The sequence below is a fragment of the Pedobacter aquatilis genome (genome assembly GCF_030409415.1).
In the GTDB taxonomy this organism is placed as follows: Bacteria; Bacteroidota; Bacteroidia; order Sphingobacteriales; family Sphingobacteriaceae; genus Pedobacter; species Pedobacter aquatilis.
In genome coordinates this window covers 1-17,711 of sequence record NZ_JAUFPW010000005.1, presented here as the reverse complement: position 1 = coordinate 17,711, position 17,711 = coordinate 1, and the positions used below count along the sequence as shown (strand labels likewise).

10 protein-coding genes are annotated in these 17,711 nt (G+C 36.2%); 3 read left to right on the top strand and 7 right to left on the bottom strand.

The window, feature by feature from the left end; genetic code table 11:
• Nucleotides 1-89: 89 nt before the first annotated feature.
• From QWY86_RS00905 to QWY86_RS00890, 4 genes are all read right to left on the bottom strand, one after another.
• Nucleotides 90-1,064: a M28 family peptidase gene (locus tag QWY86_RS00905; protein ID WP_290237678.1), complete on the bottom strand. Its 975-nt coding sequence runs from the start codon at nt 1,062-1,064 to the stop codon at nt 90-92.
• A 197-nt stretch (nt 1,065-1,261) separates the two neighbouring features.
• A complete protein-coding gene (locus QWY86_RS00900) occupies nt 1,262-2,260 on the bottom strand; it encodes an IS110 family RNA-guided transposase (RefSeq protein WP_290237676.1) in 999 nt (332 codons plus the stop codon).
• Between the two features lie 448 nt (nt 2,261-2,708).
• A complete protein-coding gene (gene smc, locus QWY86_RS00895; protein ID WP_290237674.1) occupies nt 2,709-6,242 on the bottom strand; it encodes a chromosome segregation protein SMC in 3,534 nt (1,177 codons plus the stop codon).
• 2,214 nt (nt 6,243-8,456) lie between these two features.
• Nucleotides 8,457-10,760 (bottom strand): ATP-dependent helicase, encoded by a 2,304-nt coding sequence (locus QWY86_RS00890; protein ID WP_290237673.1) that lies wholly within the window; start codon nt 10,758-10,760, stop codon nt 8,457-8,459.
• Between the two features lie 281 nt (nt 10,761-11,041).
• Between QWY86_RS00890 and QWY86_RS00885 the strand changes: the two genes are divergently transcribed.
• A complete protein-coding gene (locus QWY86_RS00885; protein ID WP_290237671.1) occupies nt 11,042-11,365 on the top strand; it encodes a DUF493 family protein in 324 nt (107 codons plus the stop codon).
• A 23-nt stretch (nt 11,366-11,388) separates the two neighbouring features.
• Here the strand turns inward: QWY86_RS00885 and QWY86_RS00880 are convergent, their stop codons facing one another.
• The gene (locus tag QWY86_RS00880) at nt 11,389-12,360 is read right to left on the bottom strand and encodes an SGNH/GDSL hydrolase family protein (protein WP_290237669.1); all 972 of its coding nucleotides are present in this window, start codon (nt 12,358-12,360) and stop codon (nt 11,389-11,391) included.
• Between the two features lie 73 nt (nt 12,361-12,433).
• Nucleotides 12,434-12,736 (bottom strand): hypothetical protein, encoded by a 303-nt coding sequence (locus tag QWY86_RS00875; RefSeq protein ID WP_290237667.1) that lies wholly within the window; start codon nt 12,734-12,736, stop codon nt 12,434-12,436.
• A 283-nt stretch (nt 12,737-13,019) separates the two neighbouring features.
• Here QWY86_RS00875 and QWY86_RS00870 point away from each other — a divergent pair, with 283 nt between their 5' ends.
• Nucleotides 13,020-14,390: a dipeptidase gene (locus QWY86_RS00870; protein WP_290237665.1), complete on the top strand. Its 1,371-nt coding sequence runs from the start codon at nt 13,020-13,022 to the stop codon at nt 14,388-14,390.
• A gap of 841 nt (nt 14,391-15,231) precedes the next feature.
• Nucleotides 15,232-16,212 (top strand): glycoside hydrolase family 43 protein, encoded by a 981-nt coding sequence (locus QWY86_RS00865; RefSeq protein ID WP_290237663.1) that lies wholly within the window; start codon nt 15,232-15,234, stop codon nt 16,210-16,212.
• Between the two features lie 44 nt (nt 16,213-16,256).
• Here QWY86_RS00865 and QWY86_RS00860 read toward each other — a convergent pair whose 3' ends face one another.
• Nucleotides 16,257-17,480: an MFS transporter gene (locus QWY86_RS00860; RefSeq protein ID WP_290237661.1), complete on the bottom strand. Its 1,224-nt coding sequence runs from the start codon at nt 17,478-17,480 to the stop codon at nt 16,257-16,259.
• Nucleotides 17,481-17,711: the final 231 nt, after the last annotated feature.

Sequence of the window (17,711 nt, the reverse complement as noted above, 5' to 3'; positions counted from 1 at the left end):
TGTCAGTGTTTTTATTTGCTTTTTTTAAATGTCAGACATAAAAAAACCTGCCTTGAATGGGCAGGTCTTATGTTATTTTTTTGTGATTATTAAAACTTCTCTTGCTTTCGGGGATTGTCTGTCATAATCATTTTATCTTTTAATATTTGCTGTAAACCAGTTTGAGCATCAATGCTCTTCACAACATCTAAAACTACATTTGCAGCATTACTGAAGAACTGTTTTGTAATGGTTTCGTATTCATCAGTTGCTTTGTGATAATCCTTATGGTCTTCTACACCAAAATAAAGAAAAGGAATATTCTTTGCATTAAATGCACCTTGGTCGCTTTGGTTAGTCCAATCATCTCTGCCAAGTTTAGGGTCATCATGGCCTAAACTTACCTTAATATCTTTTCTATTGGTATCAATATGTTTTTTTAAATATGGATTTTTAAAAGTTCCAGATACATATAGTTCTCCCTTTTCACTATGGCCAATCATATCCATATTTAAGTTTACAGCTATGGTTTGAATGGGCACTGGTGGATTGGCAACAAATGCCTTTGCACCTTGCAACCCCATTTCTTCTGCATCAAAGGCAGCGAAAATTATAGTGTTATTTGGTTTATGTTTTGAAAAATAGGCTGCAATTTTTAGCAAGCCAGCAGAGCCTGAAGCATTATCATCTGCGCCATTAAAAACTTCGTCTTTTATCACGCCTAAATGGTCGTAATGCGCTGAAACAACGATTATATTTGAACTTTTGCCCGGAATATAGCCGATAATATTGGTTCCGTTAACTTTTGCACCACCTCTAGAATTGAAGGAAAATTCTTGTGCGTAGTTTACATTTTGAGGATAGGATTTTAAGCCAAGTTTCTGAAATCTTTCTACAATGTAAGCTCTTGCCATTTCAGCGCCTTTTGTCCCGGTTTTTCTACCTTGGTAAGCATCTGATGATAAAACTTCAACGTCTTTCAATAATTGTGTATCTAATTTTGAAGGGTCTGTTGAGTTTTGATTTTTTACTGATGAGCAGCAGCTTAGCGTGATGGCTAAGGGAATAAGGTAAAGGATTTTCATTTTTTATTTATTTTCGTCATTGCGAGGCACGAAGCAATCTTAATGCGCTGGCTTATTTTTTTTAAAGATATTAATTATTGGGATATTGAAAGGAAAACGTTGTTCTTTATAATGCATTGAGTTAATAAACCTGTATTCTATGGTTTATGCAAATAAAAGACAGATTTTTTTTTAGAAGCATTACTTTAGATTTTATCTCAAGCTGCCAGTTCAGCAAGATACGGCGTTCCTCTTTTTACTGCTGCAAAAGCCCTGCTTAGCAATTTGTTCTTAATCACATTCAGTACGCACATGGAATTTTTCCCCTCAGCTTTTTTTCTGTCGTAGTATCTCTTAAACTCATTGTCCTTTTTTATTGTATTGAGTGCACACATGGTTAGTAGTGATTTTAACTTTTTATTTGCCAGACTACTTACTCTATTCCTTCCCCTTATGCTCGTTCCCGAACTATACGGGAATGGTGCTACCCCGCAATAGCTTGCAAACTTTCGGTAACAAGAAAATGCAGTAAAGGCTTCTGTGTGAATCAGGATAAATAATGCGGTTTGCTTACCGATTCCGTGGATACTCTTTACAAGGTTGAACTGTTCGTTTAGGTCTTTATTTTCTTCTATTATTTTTGTAAGCTCTACATCCACCTTTTTTATCCGTTCTGCATATACTGCGAGCAATTCCTTACTATCGGCTATACAATAGCCGGCATTATCAACATCGAAGCCCTTAAGTTCTGAACTGGTACATTTCAGGGATGTTTGGTGCCTTACCAGTTGTTCCCGGTGAGCCAGGAGGTGTCTAAGTTTTGAGGTTGTTGCCGAGGGAAGTCGATAAGGACGCACCTTATGCTGATTTGAAAAAGCATAGTGTGCGATTGCAAGCGCATCCGCCTTATCAGATTTCCCACGTTTCAGACCAATCGAGCGCTTGATGTGCAATCCATTCTCTACCCAAATAGACAGCCCCTTGGTATCCATAAAACTGGTTATCGGACAAATGTAAACTCCGGTATGCTCACAACAGAAAAGCACATTATCAAGCGCAATGTCATAGAGGGAAAGCCATTCCAGCATCTCGCTAAAGCCATCATAACTGTTATTGAAAACATGGTGTGAGGATTCAGTAAAGTTTTTACGAGTAAAGGCAACAACGTCAATAGTTAATTTGGAAATATCTATTCCCACAAATAGTTCATAATTCATAACTTTACAGTTTAAGTGATTAGAAAGCCTAAAGTTGAATAAAACTGAATCCCTTAATAGTCCCCTAGACTAAAATTCTATATGGTTCTTGTTCAACTAAAAAGCAGAGGTCTGTTACAGGTTCTAGATCTTAAGTCTGGACAGAAACATAGTTCACCTCTGCTTTTAAGGTTTTCTTTATCAAATTTAAATCTTTAACAAACCTAAGGGATGGAAATGAAAATACTTTTAATAGCACTCCCGTTCAATAACCTGTCAGCTGCAACCTATAAAACAGATGTCTTTTTTGCTCAGCTTGATAGAAGTTTTAAAAGATTGTAATGTACAGCAGGACTAAAGACCGCCAAATGTGATGGCATTACTTTCTTAATTATTTTTGGAATGAGATTGCTTCGTCGGCTGAAAAAGCCTCCTCGCAAAGACGATGGCAGGAAGTTTTTACTAAAACCTAAGCCGCAACTTCACGTAAATCTACCGCAACCACCCTGGAAACGCCTTGCTCTACCATGGTAACGCCGTAAATAATATCGGTACTGGCAATAGTTCGCTTGTTGTGCGAAACGATTATGAACTGCGATTGGTCTGAAAATTTACGGATAATATTGTTAAATTTATCAATATTCGTATCATCTAGTGGTGCATCAACCTCATCAAAAATACAGAATGGAGCGGGTTTTAAAAGGTAGAGCGAAAACAATAATGCGGTTGCAGTTAGCGTTTTTTCGCCACCTGATAATTGATTGATGGATAAGGGCCGTTTACCTTTTGGTCGGGCAATAATGTCTATATCGGCTTCCAATGGACTTGCCGTATCAGATAAAATTAAATCGCAACTGTCTTCATCGTTAAATAATGAACGGAATACAACAATAAAATGTTCTCTAGCTTGCGTAAATGCCTGCATAAATTTCTCTTTTGCGGTATCATCAATTTCCTTGATGGTTTGCAAAAGGTCGGTTTTAGCTGCATTTAAGTCCTTTTTCTGATTTTGGATAAAAGTATAACGTTCATCCATTTCCTGATAAGCTTCCATCGCCATCGAATTTATAGCGCCAAATTCATCTAGTTGGCGTTTCATCTTTTCTACTTTTTGTCTAAGCTCAAATTCCGATTCGGTTATTTCGGTTTCAGTTTCTAATAAATCGTTTATATCGATGTTAAATTCGACTGCTAAACGCTCCTTTAAAGCGTTTAAATCAATTTTTAAAGTGTTTTTCTTGTCTTTTAATTCAGTCAATAAGAAATCAGTTTCTTCGCGATTTTTGCGCAACGTCGTTAGGTTTGTTTCCACTTCGTTGATGTTGCCCTTACTGTCAAAATACTCTTTTTCAGCTTCGGCCAAGCCTTTTTCCAATTGTTCGCGTTGCTGATACATTTCTAAAAGCGTATCATCGCTCAAATCGGTGTGTTGTAAGGTATTTGTAATTTCGGTTAAGGTTTCCTGAAGTTCTTTATCGTTTTGTGCAATTCGTTTATTTAAGGCTTCTTCCTGAACGAAGCGGTAATCTAAATCTTTCTCTAACCCCGAAAGCTTATTTTGCTGCTGGTGAAATCGAATGTTATCCTGATTAAATTTTGTTGCCGATTCGTTTACCAAATCAGCAATTTCCTGATAATTGGCTTGTTGATCTTGCAAGTTTAAATGTGCTTGCTGCTGATTTTTTTGCAGTTCTACCAGCGCAGGCAACTTTTCGGATAGTGATTTTTCAATCGAAACAATTTTTTGAGCAATGTCTGTTTTCCTGTTTTCGCTTGTGGTAATAAATTCCTGATACTGGTCTCTACGGGTTTGAACAGAAATGTGTTCGTTATTCAAACGATTCATTTCTTGTTGTAAAACCGCAAGTTGATTAACTTTTGAAGCTTCCTTTAAACTGAAAATATTGTCAGATTCAGTAGAAATAACGTTGTTGTATTGATTTATAAGCGTTTCTGAAGATTTGATTTCTTTAGCTAAATTTTCTAAATTTTTAGCCCGTCCAATTCGTTTACCTTCAAATAAACCCACAGAACCACCAGATAATGTAAATTTGCTTTGCGCATATTTTCCATTTTTTGCAAGAATTGTAATGTTAGAACTGGCATTTTGTTTAAACAAATTTTCCTGCTCATTTATAACAATAAATACATTTTGAAGTAATAAATTACAAAGGTTTTGATATTTTTTATCAACCTCAATCACTTCCAGTGCAGAAATTAATCCTTCTTGAATGTCTACAGAAGCATTTTTATCAGGGATATTTTCCAGTATGAAGAAATTTGCCCGTCCTCTGCTTGCATCGGTTAGCAGGTTTATAGCCTGAACGGCATCCGCATATTTTTCAACCACATAGTGATTCATTACCGGCTCCAGATAATTTTCAATCGCAATGCGATAATCTTCATCACAAAATAAAATGTCAGATAGGAGTAATGCATTTTTTGAAAATGAACTGTTCTTTTTTAAGAATCGTATCGACTCCGGAAAGCCTTCCAAACTATCTACAAGTGATTTAGTAAGGTTATATTCATTTTGCTTAGCGTCTTTTTTACGGTTTTCTGCGTTAAGCTTTTCTTTATTTGCACTTAAATTAGCTTCAGATTTTGCTAGCTTTTCCTTTAAAATTTCTTCTGCTTCTGTCAGATTTTTAATTGTTGCCTGTTTTTCCCTAACCTGGATATCAAGTTCTGCCAATGCATTGTCAAACGACTTTAATTCCATGCTTTTCGTTTCAGTATCATCCACATTTCTATTGGTTTCCTGTACCAAGGCATCTTTCTGGATGTTTAAAATATCGATTTCCTTTTGAGCAGCATAAACCTGACTTTGCAGCTCATTAACTGATTTTATAAGGTTATCTGTCCGGTTTTTCTCCGTTTGTTGCTGTTCTCTAAGTGTATCAAGCGATGCTTTTAACGTTTTTAAATCAGCCTCAACCCGGTTAAAAACTTCCGTTTCAATTAAAACTTCTTCGTTAAGTCGCTTGATGTTGTATTTTACATGGTTTACCTGATTCTTATCTTTCTCAAGTTCGGCAGATAAGCGGTTTTCCTTTTCCTGTAAAAAACGCATCTGCTCATTTTTCACTTTCTTTTCGCTCTCGTAAGCACGAATTTTAGAAACAAATTCGTTTGTAGCTTTTTGCTGTATGGAAAGGTTTTTTTCCTGATTAATGCTTTCCAGTTTTAGTTTTTGCAAACCAGCTTCGCCCAAATCTATTTGTGTGCTTAATTCGGTTCGGCTAACCTGTTGATTTTGCTCCTGGGTTTCTAGGGCAGTTAAATCTGTACGGAAAAAGGAAATACGATGCGCCGCAAGTTGTACACTTAGTTCGCGATATTGCTCTTTTAGTTTATAATATCGCTCTGCTTTTTTAGCTTGATTTTCAAGCGTTTTAAGGTTTTTTTCGATTTCAAACAGTAAATCTTCAACACGTTCTAAATCTGCCTCAGTATCTTTTAGTTTATTAAAGGTTTGCTTTTTTCTAAGCTTATATTTAGAAATTCCAGAAGCTTCCTCAAATAACGAACGGCGGGAGTTTTCTTTATTTGAGATGATTTCATCAACCATTTTAAGCTCGATGATCGAGTAGCTGTCTGAACCAATGCCGGTGTCGAGAAATAAATCGGTAATGTCTTTTAAACGGCACTGAACATCATTTAATCGATATTCACTATCGCCATTGCGGTATAATTTTCGGGTGATGGTTACAGATGAATAAGCTGTAGGCAGAACATTTTTGGTGTTATCGAAGCTTAAGGAAACCTCTGCAAGTTGTGCCTGTTTCCTGTTTTTTGTTCCGTTAAAAATAATGTTCTCCATCTTTTCAGAACGAAGTGCCCTTGTACTTTGCTCGCCTAAAACCCAACGCATAGCATCAATTACATTTGATTTTCCACAACCATTCGGACCAACAATAGCCGTTACACCTTCATTAAAATTGATGGTTACTTTGTCGCCAAAGCTCTTAAAACCTTTAATCTCTAACTTGGTAAGTTGCATGGTTGAATACTGGGAAGCAGCTACCAATATTAACGATTATTTCGATGGTTTTCAAGGTGGGTATTGTAAATGTTTCGCCACAGATTTACAGATTATTAAAAAAAGTTGCCACTGAAACACGGAAGACACGGAATTATTTTTCTCATCTAAATCTTTTATTCTTTTAGCGCATTGATTACAATCTTATTTCCGTGTATTTAGTGTTTCCGTGGCAAAAAAAGTAAGCTTGCCATGGAGGACACAGAATTTTTCTTTAGCCACAGATTTACAGATTTATCTTGAACCTTATTTCCTTGCCTATGGCGAAAAAAAATTGCCACTGAAACACGGAAGACACGGAATTATTTATCTCATCTAAATCTTTTATTCTTTTAGCGCATTGATTACAATCTTATTTCCGTGTATTTAGTGTTTCCGTGGCAAAAAAAGTAAGCTTGCCATGGAGCACAGAGAATTTTTCTTTAGCCACAGATTTACAGATTTATCTTGAACCTTATTTCCTTGCCTATGGCGAATAAAAAGTTGCCACTGAACACGGAAGACACGGAATTATTTATCTCATCTAAATCTTTTATTCTTTTAGCGCATTGACTGCGATCTTATTTCCGTGTATTCAGTGTTTCCGTGGCAAAAAAAGTAAGCTTGCCATGGAGCACACAGAATTTTTCTTTAGCCACAGATTTACAGATTTATCTGGAACCTTATTTCCTTGCCTATGGCGAAAAAAAATTGCCACTGAAACACGGAAGACACGGAATTATTTATCTCATCTAAATCTTTTATTCTTATACCGCATTGATTACAATCTTATTTCTGTGTATTCAGTGTTTCCGTGGCAAAAAAAATATGCTTGCCATGGAGGACACAGAATTTTTCTTTAGCCACAGTTTTACAGATTTATCTTGAACCTTATTTCCTTGCCTATGGCTAAGAACAAGTTGCCACTGAAACACGGAAGACACGGAATTATTTATCTCATCTAAATCTTTTATTCTTTTAGCGCATTGATTACAATCTTATTTCCGTGTATTTAGTGTTTCCGTGGCAAAAAAAGTAAGCTTGCCATGGAGCACACAAAATTTTTCTCTAGCCACAGATTTACAGATTTATCTTGAACCTTATTTTCTTGCCTATGGCTAAGAAAAAGTTGCCACTGAAACACGGAAGACACGGAATTATTTTTCTCATCTAAATCTTTTATTCTTTTAGCGCATTGATTACAATCTTATTTCCGTGTATTTAGTGTTTCCGTGGCAAAAAAAAATAACCTTGCCATGGAGCACACAGAATTTTTCTTTAGCCACAGATTTACAGATTTATCTTGAACCTTATTTTCTTGCCTATGGCTAAGAAAAAGTTGCCACTGAAACACGGAAGACACGGAATTATTTATCTCATCTAAATCTTTTATTCTTTTAGCGCATTGATTACAATCTTATTTCTGTGTATTCAGTGTTTCCGTGGCAAAAAAAGTAAGCTTGCCATGGAGCACAGAGAATTTTTCTTTAGCCACAGATTTACAGATTTATCTTGAACCTTATTTTCTTGCCTATGGCTAAGAAAAAGTTGCCACTGAAATACGGAAGACACGGAATTATTTTTCTCATCTAAATCTTTTATTCTTTTAGCACATTGATTACAATCTTATTTCCGTGTATTTAGTGTTTCCGTGGCAAAAAAAATAACCTTGCCATGGAGCACACAGAATTTTTCTTTAGCCACAGATTTACAGATTTATCTTGAACCTTATTTCCTTGCCTATGGCGAAGAAAAAGTTGCCACCGAAACACGGAAGACACGGAATTATTTATCTCATCTAAATCTTTTATTCTTTTAGCGCATTGACTACGATCTTATTTCCGTGTATTTAGTGTTTCCGTGGCAAAAAAAATAACCTTGCCATGGAGCACACAGAATTTTTCTTTATCCACAGATTTACAGATTTATCTTGAACCTTATTTCCTTGCCTATGGCGAAGAAAAAGTTGCCACTGAAACACGGAATTATTTATCTCATCTAAATCTCTCATTCTTTTAGCGCATTGATTACAATCTTATTTCCGTGTATTTAGTGTTTCCGTGGCAAGAAAAATAACCTTGCCATGGAATTTTTATTTAGCCTAGAAGCTTTAAAATAAAAAAAGCACAAAGAAAATCTCTGTGCTTTACTATTAATTATAAAAATAATCTGAAAATCTGTGGCTCTATTATAAACCTACTTCACAATCATAAGTTTTGCAAATTTCAACAGCAACTGCTTATTGCCCAGTCCTTGGAAAAATACAGTAGCTTTTACATCAGGCAAACTACCTTCCAGGCTTATAATCTTTCCAAAACCGAACTTTTCATGCTCTACTTCCATACCATTTTGAAATTCGTGTGGTTGCGATGGTGCAAAGCCTGGTGTTGGAACATGTGCCTTTGCAAGTAATGACGTTGTTTTTGGGCGAACGGGTGGGGCAGATGTTGTTGCACTTGCCGGTTTAGGTTTACTGAAAAAATCTCTTGGCTGTGATGTCCAGCTTTTGCGTTCATCATCAAAACTCCCTTCTAAAAATCCACTTTTCGAAGCGGGTTTAACATCCAGTTCTAAAAACTTAGGATTAATCTCATTGATAAAACGACTCGGTTCGCAGTTGGTTAAAGTTCCCCAACGGTAACGCGATGTCGCATAAGTAATGGTTAATTTTATCTCTGCACGGGTAATGGCTACATAAAACAACCTGCGTTCTTCTTCCAAATCAGAACGCGAATTGACCGACATTTGCGATGGGAAAAGATTCTCTTCCAAACCAACAATAAATACATTTTTAAATTCTAAACCTTTGGCCGAGTGAATCGTCATTAAAGAAACCGTATCCTTATTTTTATCGCCATCCTTATCATCATTGGTTAAAAGCGCAACATCCTGCATAAAAATATCAAGGCCTTTTTCCTCAATATCTTCACGCTCGGCAAACTCTTTAATACCATTTAACAACTCCTGAATGTTTTCATATCTGCTTCTGCCTTCAACGCTATCATCACTGTATAATTCTTTCAAAATACCAGCATGTTGTGCAATAAATAAAGCGGTTTCGTAGGCATCAAGTTTTTTAGCTTCAGCAGCAAAACTCTGTATCATCATCGAGAAATCGTTAAGCTGGTTAGCCAAACGACCATCAACATACATGTGCGCATTCGAAATCACATCCCACATGGTTTTATCATGCTGGTCGGCAGCAACAATAATTTTATCTATTGATGTATCTCCAATACCACGTTTTGGATAGTTGATTACACGTTTTATCGCTTCTTCATCCTTCGGATTAAAAGTTAGACGGATGTATGCAATTAAATCCTTAATCTCCTTACGTTGGTAGAATGATAAACCACCATATATTTTGTAAGGAACATTAAGCTTTCTCAACGATTCCTCCATGGCCCTACTTTGAGCATTTGTACGATACAAAATGGCGAAATCATGGTAATCATAACCCTTTAAGCTACGCTCCTGAACAATAGATTCGGCAACCAATTTACCTTCTTCATTATCTGTAAAGGCTCTCGAAACCTTAATTCTATCGCCCTCAGGATTTTCGGAGAAAACATTTTTCTCCAGCTGATTTTTATTATTGGCAATGATGCTACTTGCGGCATCAACAATATTCTGTGTAGAACGATAATTCTGCTCCAGTTTGTAAACCTTTAAATCCGGATAATCGCGCTCAAAATTTAAAATGTTTTGAATGTTTGCACCTCTGAAAGCATAAATACTTTGCGCATCATCGCCCACAACGCAAATGTTTTGATAAGCTGCGGCCAGTTTTTTAACAATTGTGTACTGCGAAAAGTTGGTATCCTGATACTCATCCACCATTAAATACCTGAATTTTTGCTGGTATTTATTCAAAACATCAGGATGTTCTTTAAGTAAAATATTGGTTTTGAACAGTAAATCATCAAAGTCCATTGCACCAGCCCTAAAGCAACGCTTAGCATATTGCTCGTAAATCTGCCCAATTAGCGGACGCTTATTCTGAATATCTTCTGCCTGTATTTGGTCGTTAGATTGGTATTCTCCCCAAGAAATCAAGTTGTTTTTAGCCGATGAAATCCTGCCAAAAACGAAGTTAACCGCATAAAGTTTATCGTCTAATTGCATTTCTTTCAAAATTGCACGCAATACACTTTTACTATCATCGGTATCGTAAATGGTAAAGTTATTCGGATAGCCGATTTTTTCTGCTTCAACACGTAAAATTTTAGCAAAAACAGAGTGAAATGTGCCCATCCAAATGTTTTTAGCTTCTGCACCAACCACCTTACTAATACGCTCACGCATATCTTTACTGGCTTTGTTGGTAAAGGTTAAAACTAAAATATTAAATGCATCCGTTCCACTTTGTATAAGGTGTGCAACGCGATAAGTAATTACCCTCGTTTTTCCCGAACCTGCACCCGCAACAATCATTACCGGTCCTTTTGTATTCTCAACTGCTGCTCTTTGCTGTGGGTTTAATCCTTCTAAATAATCCAAATTGGCTCCTGTTTTTACAAGCTTCAAAAATAATAAATCCAATGCGCATTAAACAAATTGTTGAGAAATAGCCGTTAAAATCTTTTGAAAAGCAAAACATGTATGTCATAGCAACAGCAGTCCTTTGCTTTGCTCATACGCCTTCAGGCCTTAAGCTCAGGCCGGTATCCGCTTCGCCAAGGTTTAAGGAAAATAAAATAGTACAATTATTCATGGTTGCCATGCATTATGTCAAAATTACATGTTAAGTGATTAGGAATGGAATTTGATAAGTATTCTATATGGAAGAAAAAAATATAAACAAGAATATAGAATTTACAGATATACCAGAAGGAACGAGTACAGATATTTATGCTAATTTGAAAGAAAAGTTAGAAAGTGTTCAGCAATTACCTGGTATTTATTGCTTCAAATTCATCATAACAGGTGGCTTAGATAAAGTAGAAGATTTGCGCAAGATTTTTCCGACCGAGGAGTTTATTGAACAACCATCCAAAACAGGTAAATATGTTTCAATAACTATAAATAAAAAGGTTGAAACTGCAGATGAAGTTATTGCTATCTATAAACAAACTGCCGAAATAAAGGGAATAATGACACTTTAAGAAAGGTTAAACATTGCATTACCTTATCTGGAAACAATAAATTTTTTAACTGAATTGTATTGCCCTGAATCTGATGAGATCTTAAAGAAATAGATACCTGGAGTAAAAGATGTGGTGTTAATATCCAAAGTATGTTTACCGGTATTAAGGTATTCGTTAACTACGGTTTTTGTTAATCTACCCATTATATCAAAAATCTGTACATTTATCTTATCAGGTTCTGGCAAAACAACATCAATAAAAGTTTGTGTTGAAGCTGGATTTGGATAATTTTGGGTAACTACAAACTTCAAAAACCTATCAAAAATAGCTTTATTTATAGCATCAAAAATTACATAACTTATTAGCCGGTAGCCCCTTGCATTTGGGTGAAAAGGATCCTGATAAAGCGAAAAATCTCTTCTCATCGCAGCATTAACATCCGCCAGATATATTTTGTACTCTGCTGCAAGTCTTCTGTAGGCTAAATTTATGTTTCTAATATTAGTATTAATAGGAACGTATTCTCTTGTGGTTCGGTCATCTACAAATTGCAAAGTACATAATATTGGAACCAGCTTTTGCTTTAAGCTTGTGGTTATTAACAAACGCATGTGTTCTGTAGTTTCTGCCACACTTCCAATGCCACGAGACATGGCGATGGCGTCATTTATACCCATATTTAGAACAATAAAACCTGTTCTGTTTTGAATAGCATTATCTATTCTAAGTAATCCCTGGCGTGTTGTTTGTCCGCCAATACCATGGTTTGTAATGCTAATTGTTTTACCGGTATAACAGTTGGCGAAATTATTTTCGAGCAAAGGCTGAAAACTTAGGCCTCTAACACCTTCAACTGTGCTGGCTCCAAAAGTAACGATGTTTATACTGTCTTTAGAATAGTATTGTGCTGCCTCTGGGCAACTAACACCTACGCCAGTTTGTGCGGAAACACAGTGGGGTAAAACAAAAGAAACTAGAAGCAAAGCATAAGTAAAAATTGCGCCTAATTTCATTGATGATAGTCTGTGTGGAGATTTTATTTAATTTTACAGGCTGCAATCTACCAAAAAGCACCGAAATATTTTATTAGTATTTCATATTTGACTTTTCCGTTTCAATTGGAAAGCAATTATTAAGCACAATCCACTTTTGGCGCTCCTGGTTTTTGTATGATGTTGAATCCACAACATTGATTGTATATACCTTACCTTTGCTTTGAATTAGAAACCAATTGAAGCCATTTTTACTAAATTTATCAAGCAAATTACCACTAATTACAGTGTATTGCTTCTGTTTCTGTTTTCCGTAACTTCCTGATTGATAGGTTATTTGAGCGGATGTTAACTTTGATAAAAAAATAATAGAGACAAATAGGAAAAATTTTTTCATAGTAAAAAATATCAAATCCAAGCTTATTTTAATAAGCATTTAAACTGTAATTGGTCAATAAAATGTTTCTCGGGACGATGTTTTGTACTAATAAAATTGTTACAAATAATTGTAGTCATAGGGTTACCACAATTGGTTACAAATATAATTTAATTCATCAAAACACTAAAATTTCTGTAGCTTTTAGCTTACAAAGCTATTGATATTTGTCAAATTTTGATTTGAAGTATGGCGCTATTAGTTCTGTTGCATAAATCCTATATTTGTCGAAATTCATTTTGTTATGCAAGAAATTAAAAATTATGTAGAAGCAAACAAACAACGTTTTTTAGACGAATTGTTTGAATTACTAGGTTTTCCATCAGTTAGTGCCGACCCAAAATACAAAGGTGATGTGTTAAAAACGGCCGATTATGTAGCTCAAAAATTAAAAGATGCAGGTGCAGATAATGTAGAAATTTGCCAAACTGCCGGATATCCAATTGTTTATGGAGAAAAAATAATCGATTCATCTTTGCCTACGGTATTAGTGTATGGTCATTACGATGTTCAACCTGCAGACCCATTAGAATTATGGCATACACCTCCGTTTGAGCCTACTGTTCGTGATGGCAAAATTTATGCTCGTGGCGCTTGCGATGATAAAGGACAGTTTTACATGCATGTAAAAGCATTTGAATTAATGATGCAAACGAATACTTTGGCTTGCAACGTTAAATTTATGATAGAAGGAGAGGAGGAAGTGGGTTCGGCAAATCTTGGTATTTTTGTTAAAGCCAATGCAGAGCGTTTAAAAGCTGATGTTGTTTTAATTTCTGATACTTCGATGATTAGCATGGAACATCCATCAATCGAAACTGGTTTACGTGGATTAGCTTACATGGAAGTTGAAGTTGTTGGTCCGAACCGCGACTTACATTCTGGCGTTTATGGTGGCGCAGTAGCGAATCCGGCAACTATTCTTTGCAAAATGATTGCTTCATTACACGATGAAAACAACCATATTACCATTCCCGCTTTCTATGATAAAGTAATCGAATTAACAGATGAAGAGAAGAAGGCTTTAAATTCTGCACCTTACGATGAAACGGAGTATAAACAAGATTTGGATATTGAAGAGGTTTGGGGCGAAAAAGGTTATTCTACTTTAGAGCGTACAGGTACTCGTCCAACTTTAGAGGTTAATGGAATTTGGAGCGGTTACATTGGCGAAGGCGCTAAAACGGTTCTGCCAAGTAAGGCAAATGCTAAAATTTCTATGCGTTTGGTTCCAAATCAAAGTTCAGACGAGATTTCAGAAATTTTTGCTAAACATTTCGAAAGCATTGCGCCGAAAAATGTAAAAGTTACCGTTAAACCTCATCATGGTGGCGAGCCAGTAGTAACACCAACCGATAGCATTGCTTACAAAGCTGCAGAAAAAGCAATTGAAGATAGTTTTGGTAAAACAGCAATTCCAACTCGTGGTGGCGGTTCTATTCCAATTGTAGCCCTTTTTGAAGATGTGTTGGGCATCAAATCCGTGCTTTTTGGCTTTGGTTTAGATAGCGATGCATTGCATTCGCCAAACGAGAAATATGATATTTACAATTATTACAAAGGCATCGAAACATTGCCATTGTTCCACAAATATTTTGCTGAATTAAGCAAATAGAATAACTTCAGTTATATATTAAAATCCCTGTTTATTTTTTAATTGACAGGGATTTTTTTGGAAATGACAATTCAGTTTTTCATAGGTGCTGCAGCCCTGCTATCCATTTCAATCTTTTTGTTATTGTCAGTTTGAGCTTGTCGAGGATCAGCAACAAAAAGTATTTCCATTCCTATCAGGTTTATAATTTAAGGTAAAACTTTCATAGCAAAATAAACTCCCAATCCGCCAAAGGTAACTTTACAGAAGAATTGGCGCACAGCCGCCTGAAATGGGAAGATAGTGCGCCATGCTATCCCCCTTTGGAGGGGGCAGGGGGAGGATTTTAAACTTTGATGGGAAATGCCTCGCCTAATTTAGGAGGGGCGGGGTACTTAAATATTGCCATAGCTTTATAAAAGATTATAAGCTAAGGTAAAACTTACCCAACCTTTTAGATTCTTATTTACTAAGTTATTTTTAAGCAGAAAACCACCGCACCTTTCTTTGAAAATAAGGAGGGGAGTTATGCTATGCATTAAAATTAATTCTCTGCTCATTGAATAATTTGCAACCAATAATGGTTACTCAAAAATCGCTAAAAGCACATTCTACTCCCCTCCTAATTTAGGAGGGGCAAGGGATGGTTATTTAATGTTTAGAATATAGGGCGCTCTGCAAAACTTTCATAGCTAAACAAACCAAGCCGCCTAAACCCGACCTGAATGTAAAATCCTTTACCGATTTTTTTAATCGGGAAAGATTTGAAATGGGGGCGGGGCTGGACTGACCGATTAGCACTGCAACTGCTTTCCAAAAAAAGAAAAGTCGTTTTTGGTTAATTTTTTTTTAAATTGTGCTCATGAAATACATAATCCCATCTCTTTTACTTTTCGTAGCGAGCACCTCTTTTGCGCAAAGTACTAAATCGATTAAGCAATCGGGAAACCCAATTTTTGAAGGTTGGTACGCAGATCCAGAAGCGGCTATTTTTAATAATAAGTATTGGGTTTATCCAACTTATTCTGCAAAGTACAAAGAACAGGTTTTTTTAGATGCTTTTTCTTCAACAGACCTGGTTACCTGGAAAAAACATCCAAAAGTTTTAGATACAGCTGCAGTTAAATGGGCTAATAAAGCGATGTGGGCGCCTGCAATTGTAGAAAAAGATAAAAAATACTATTTGTTTTTTGGTGCAAATGATATTCAAAGTGATAACGAAGTTGGCGGCATTGGTGTTGCAGTTGCTGATAAACCTGAGGGACCATTTAAAGACCATTTAGGCAAGCCGCTTGTAGATAAGTTTTACAATGGTGCACAGCCAATTGACCAGTTTGTGTTTAAAGATAAGGATGGACAGTACTACCTAATTTATGGTGGCTGGAAGCATTGCAATATTGCCAAGTTGAATAACGATTTCACAGGTTTTGTGCCTTTTGAGGATGGTACAACTTTTAAAGAAATTACACCAGATAAATACGTTGAAGGACCTTATATGTTTATAAGAAATGGCAAATATTATTTTATGTGGAGCGAAGGTGGCTGGACTGGTCCGGATTATTGTGTAGCCTATGCGGTTAGCGATTCGCCATTTGGTCCATTTAAAAGAGTTGGTAAAATTTTAGAGCAAGATGCGGCAATTGCAAGAGGAGCAGGACATCACTCTGTAATTATTAACGAGAAAAAGAATTCTTATCACATTGTTTACCACCGCCGTCCCTTAACAGAAACTAATGGAAATCATCGTGTTACCTGTATCGATGAAATGAAATTTGATGCAGATGGAAATATCCTTCCGGTAAAAATTACTAACGAAGGTGTAAAAGCCCAAAAGGTTAAATAAATAATTTAAGGTCAGTTTTTAGCCTGTTTAAAAACTGACTTTAATTAATTTGCTACGATGCTATTTGCCTGTTTTTTATCCAGCAAGCTAAAACCGTAAGCGCAGATTAAAAGGATGCATGCCAATCCGAACCAGAGCCAATTATAGCTAAAGTGCTTTGCGATAAAAAATCCTGCCATTGGCCCAACCACTTGTGCGCAACTCCAACTCAACGTATAACCTGCGGCATATAAACCTCTGTTGTGCTCGTTGCTTCTACTAATCACTACCGTATTTATAAAGGGAAGTACAAACATTTCGCCAATGGTAAAAGTTACAATGGTGAGTACGGCCGTAAATACATGAAAAATTATTGGTGCACTAAGTAGCAAATAAGAAACTGCAAAGAAAACCGAACCGATTATTATGAAAAACATTGGCGACCTTTTCTTTTCGATTTTATTAATCATAATCATTTCGAACAAGGCAATTATAGCGCCGTTTAAGCCTATAATTATGCCTATGGCAAATTCGTCTATGTGCCATTGCTCTTTAAAAAACACCGGAACTACCCTAAACATCAGGAAAGCGCAAGTAATAAAAAGTGTGGTCAAAAGTATAAATCTAACATAAAATCCATCTTGCCAAGGTTTTAAAATCACCATTGTGCTCCGGTTTTCTTTCGCTTTTTTTATAAAATCTTTAACTTGAGGCAGGAGAAATAAAATGGCTAAGCCTACTAAAATACTCACACCACCTTCTACAATAAACAACAGCTTGTAGTTTATCGAGGCAATTATTCCCGCCATACTTATTCCTGCCGACCAGCCAATGTTAACTGCAAGTCGGTTTAACGAATAAGAACGCGTTATTGTACTTTCCTTGGCATAATGTGCTACGGCGGTAAAATTTGCCGGACGAAATGCTTCTGAGAAGAAACTAATTACGACAGCCAAAACACAAAGTGTAGAAAAATGGGTGATTGTAGAAAATAATATGAATAATAAACCACCAATAATTGACGAAAGGATTTGAACGGGTCTGAAACCAATAATATCGGTTAGTTTACCGCCAGTGGCCGAACCTAAAATAGAACCAACGCCAAATAGGGTTATGATTAAACCCGCATCAATTTCTGAGCGGTGCAAACTTTGCGTTACATATAAACCCATAAATGGTACGGCCATGCTTCCGCAACGGTTAAACATCATTACGATGCTTAACAGCCAGGTTTCGCGGCTTAAGCCACTGAATGATGATTTATAGGTATTTAAAATAAGTTTGAACATGGTTTGTTTTGGAGATGCAAAAGTAATGAAATGACTTGTGATAAATGATAGCAAAATTTTAATCCTTTTCTCTCTATAATCTATTCTGCAGGATAGCAGGATGCCTATGCTCCTAGTTTATATGCAACTCGCTATCCCCCTTTGGAGGGGTAAGGGGGAGGATTATGTCCGTCATTGCGAGGTACGAAGCAATCTGTTTTATAATTTTCTGCTTTACAGGCGTGCTTCGGC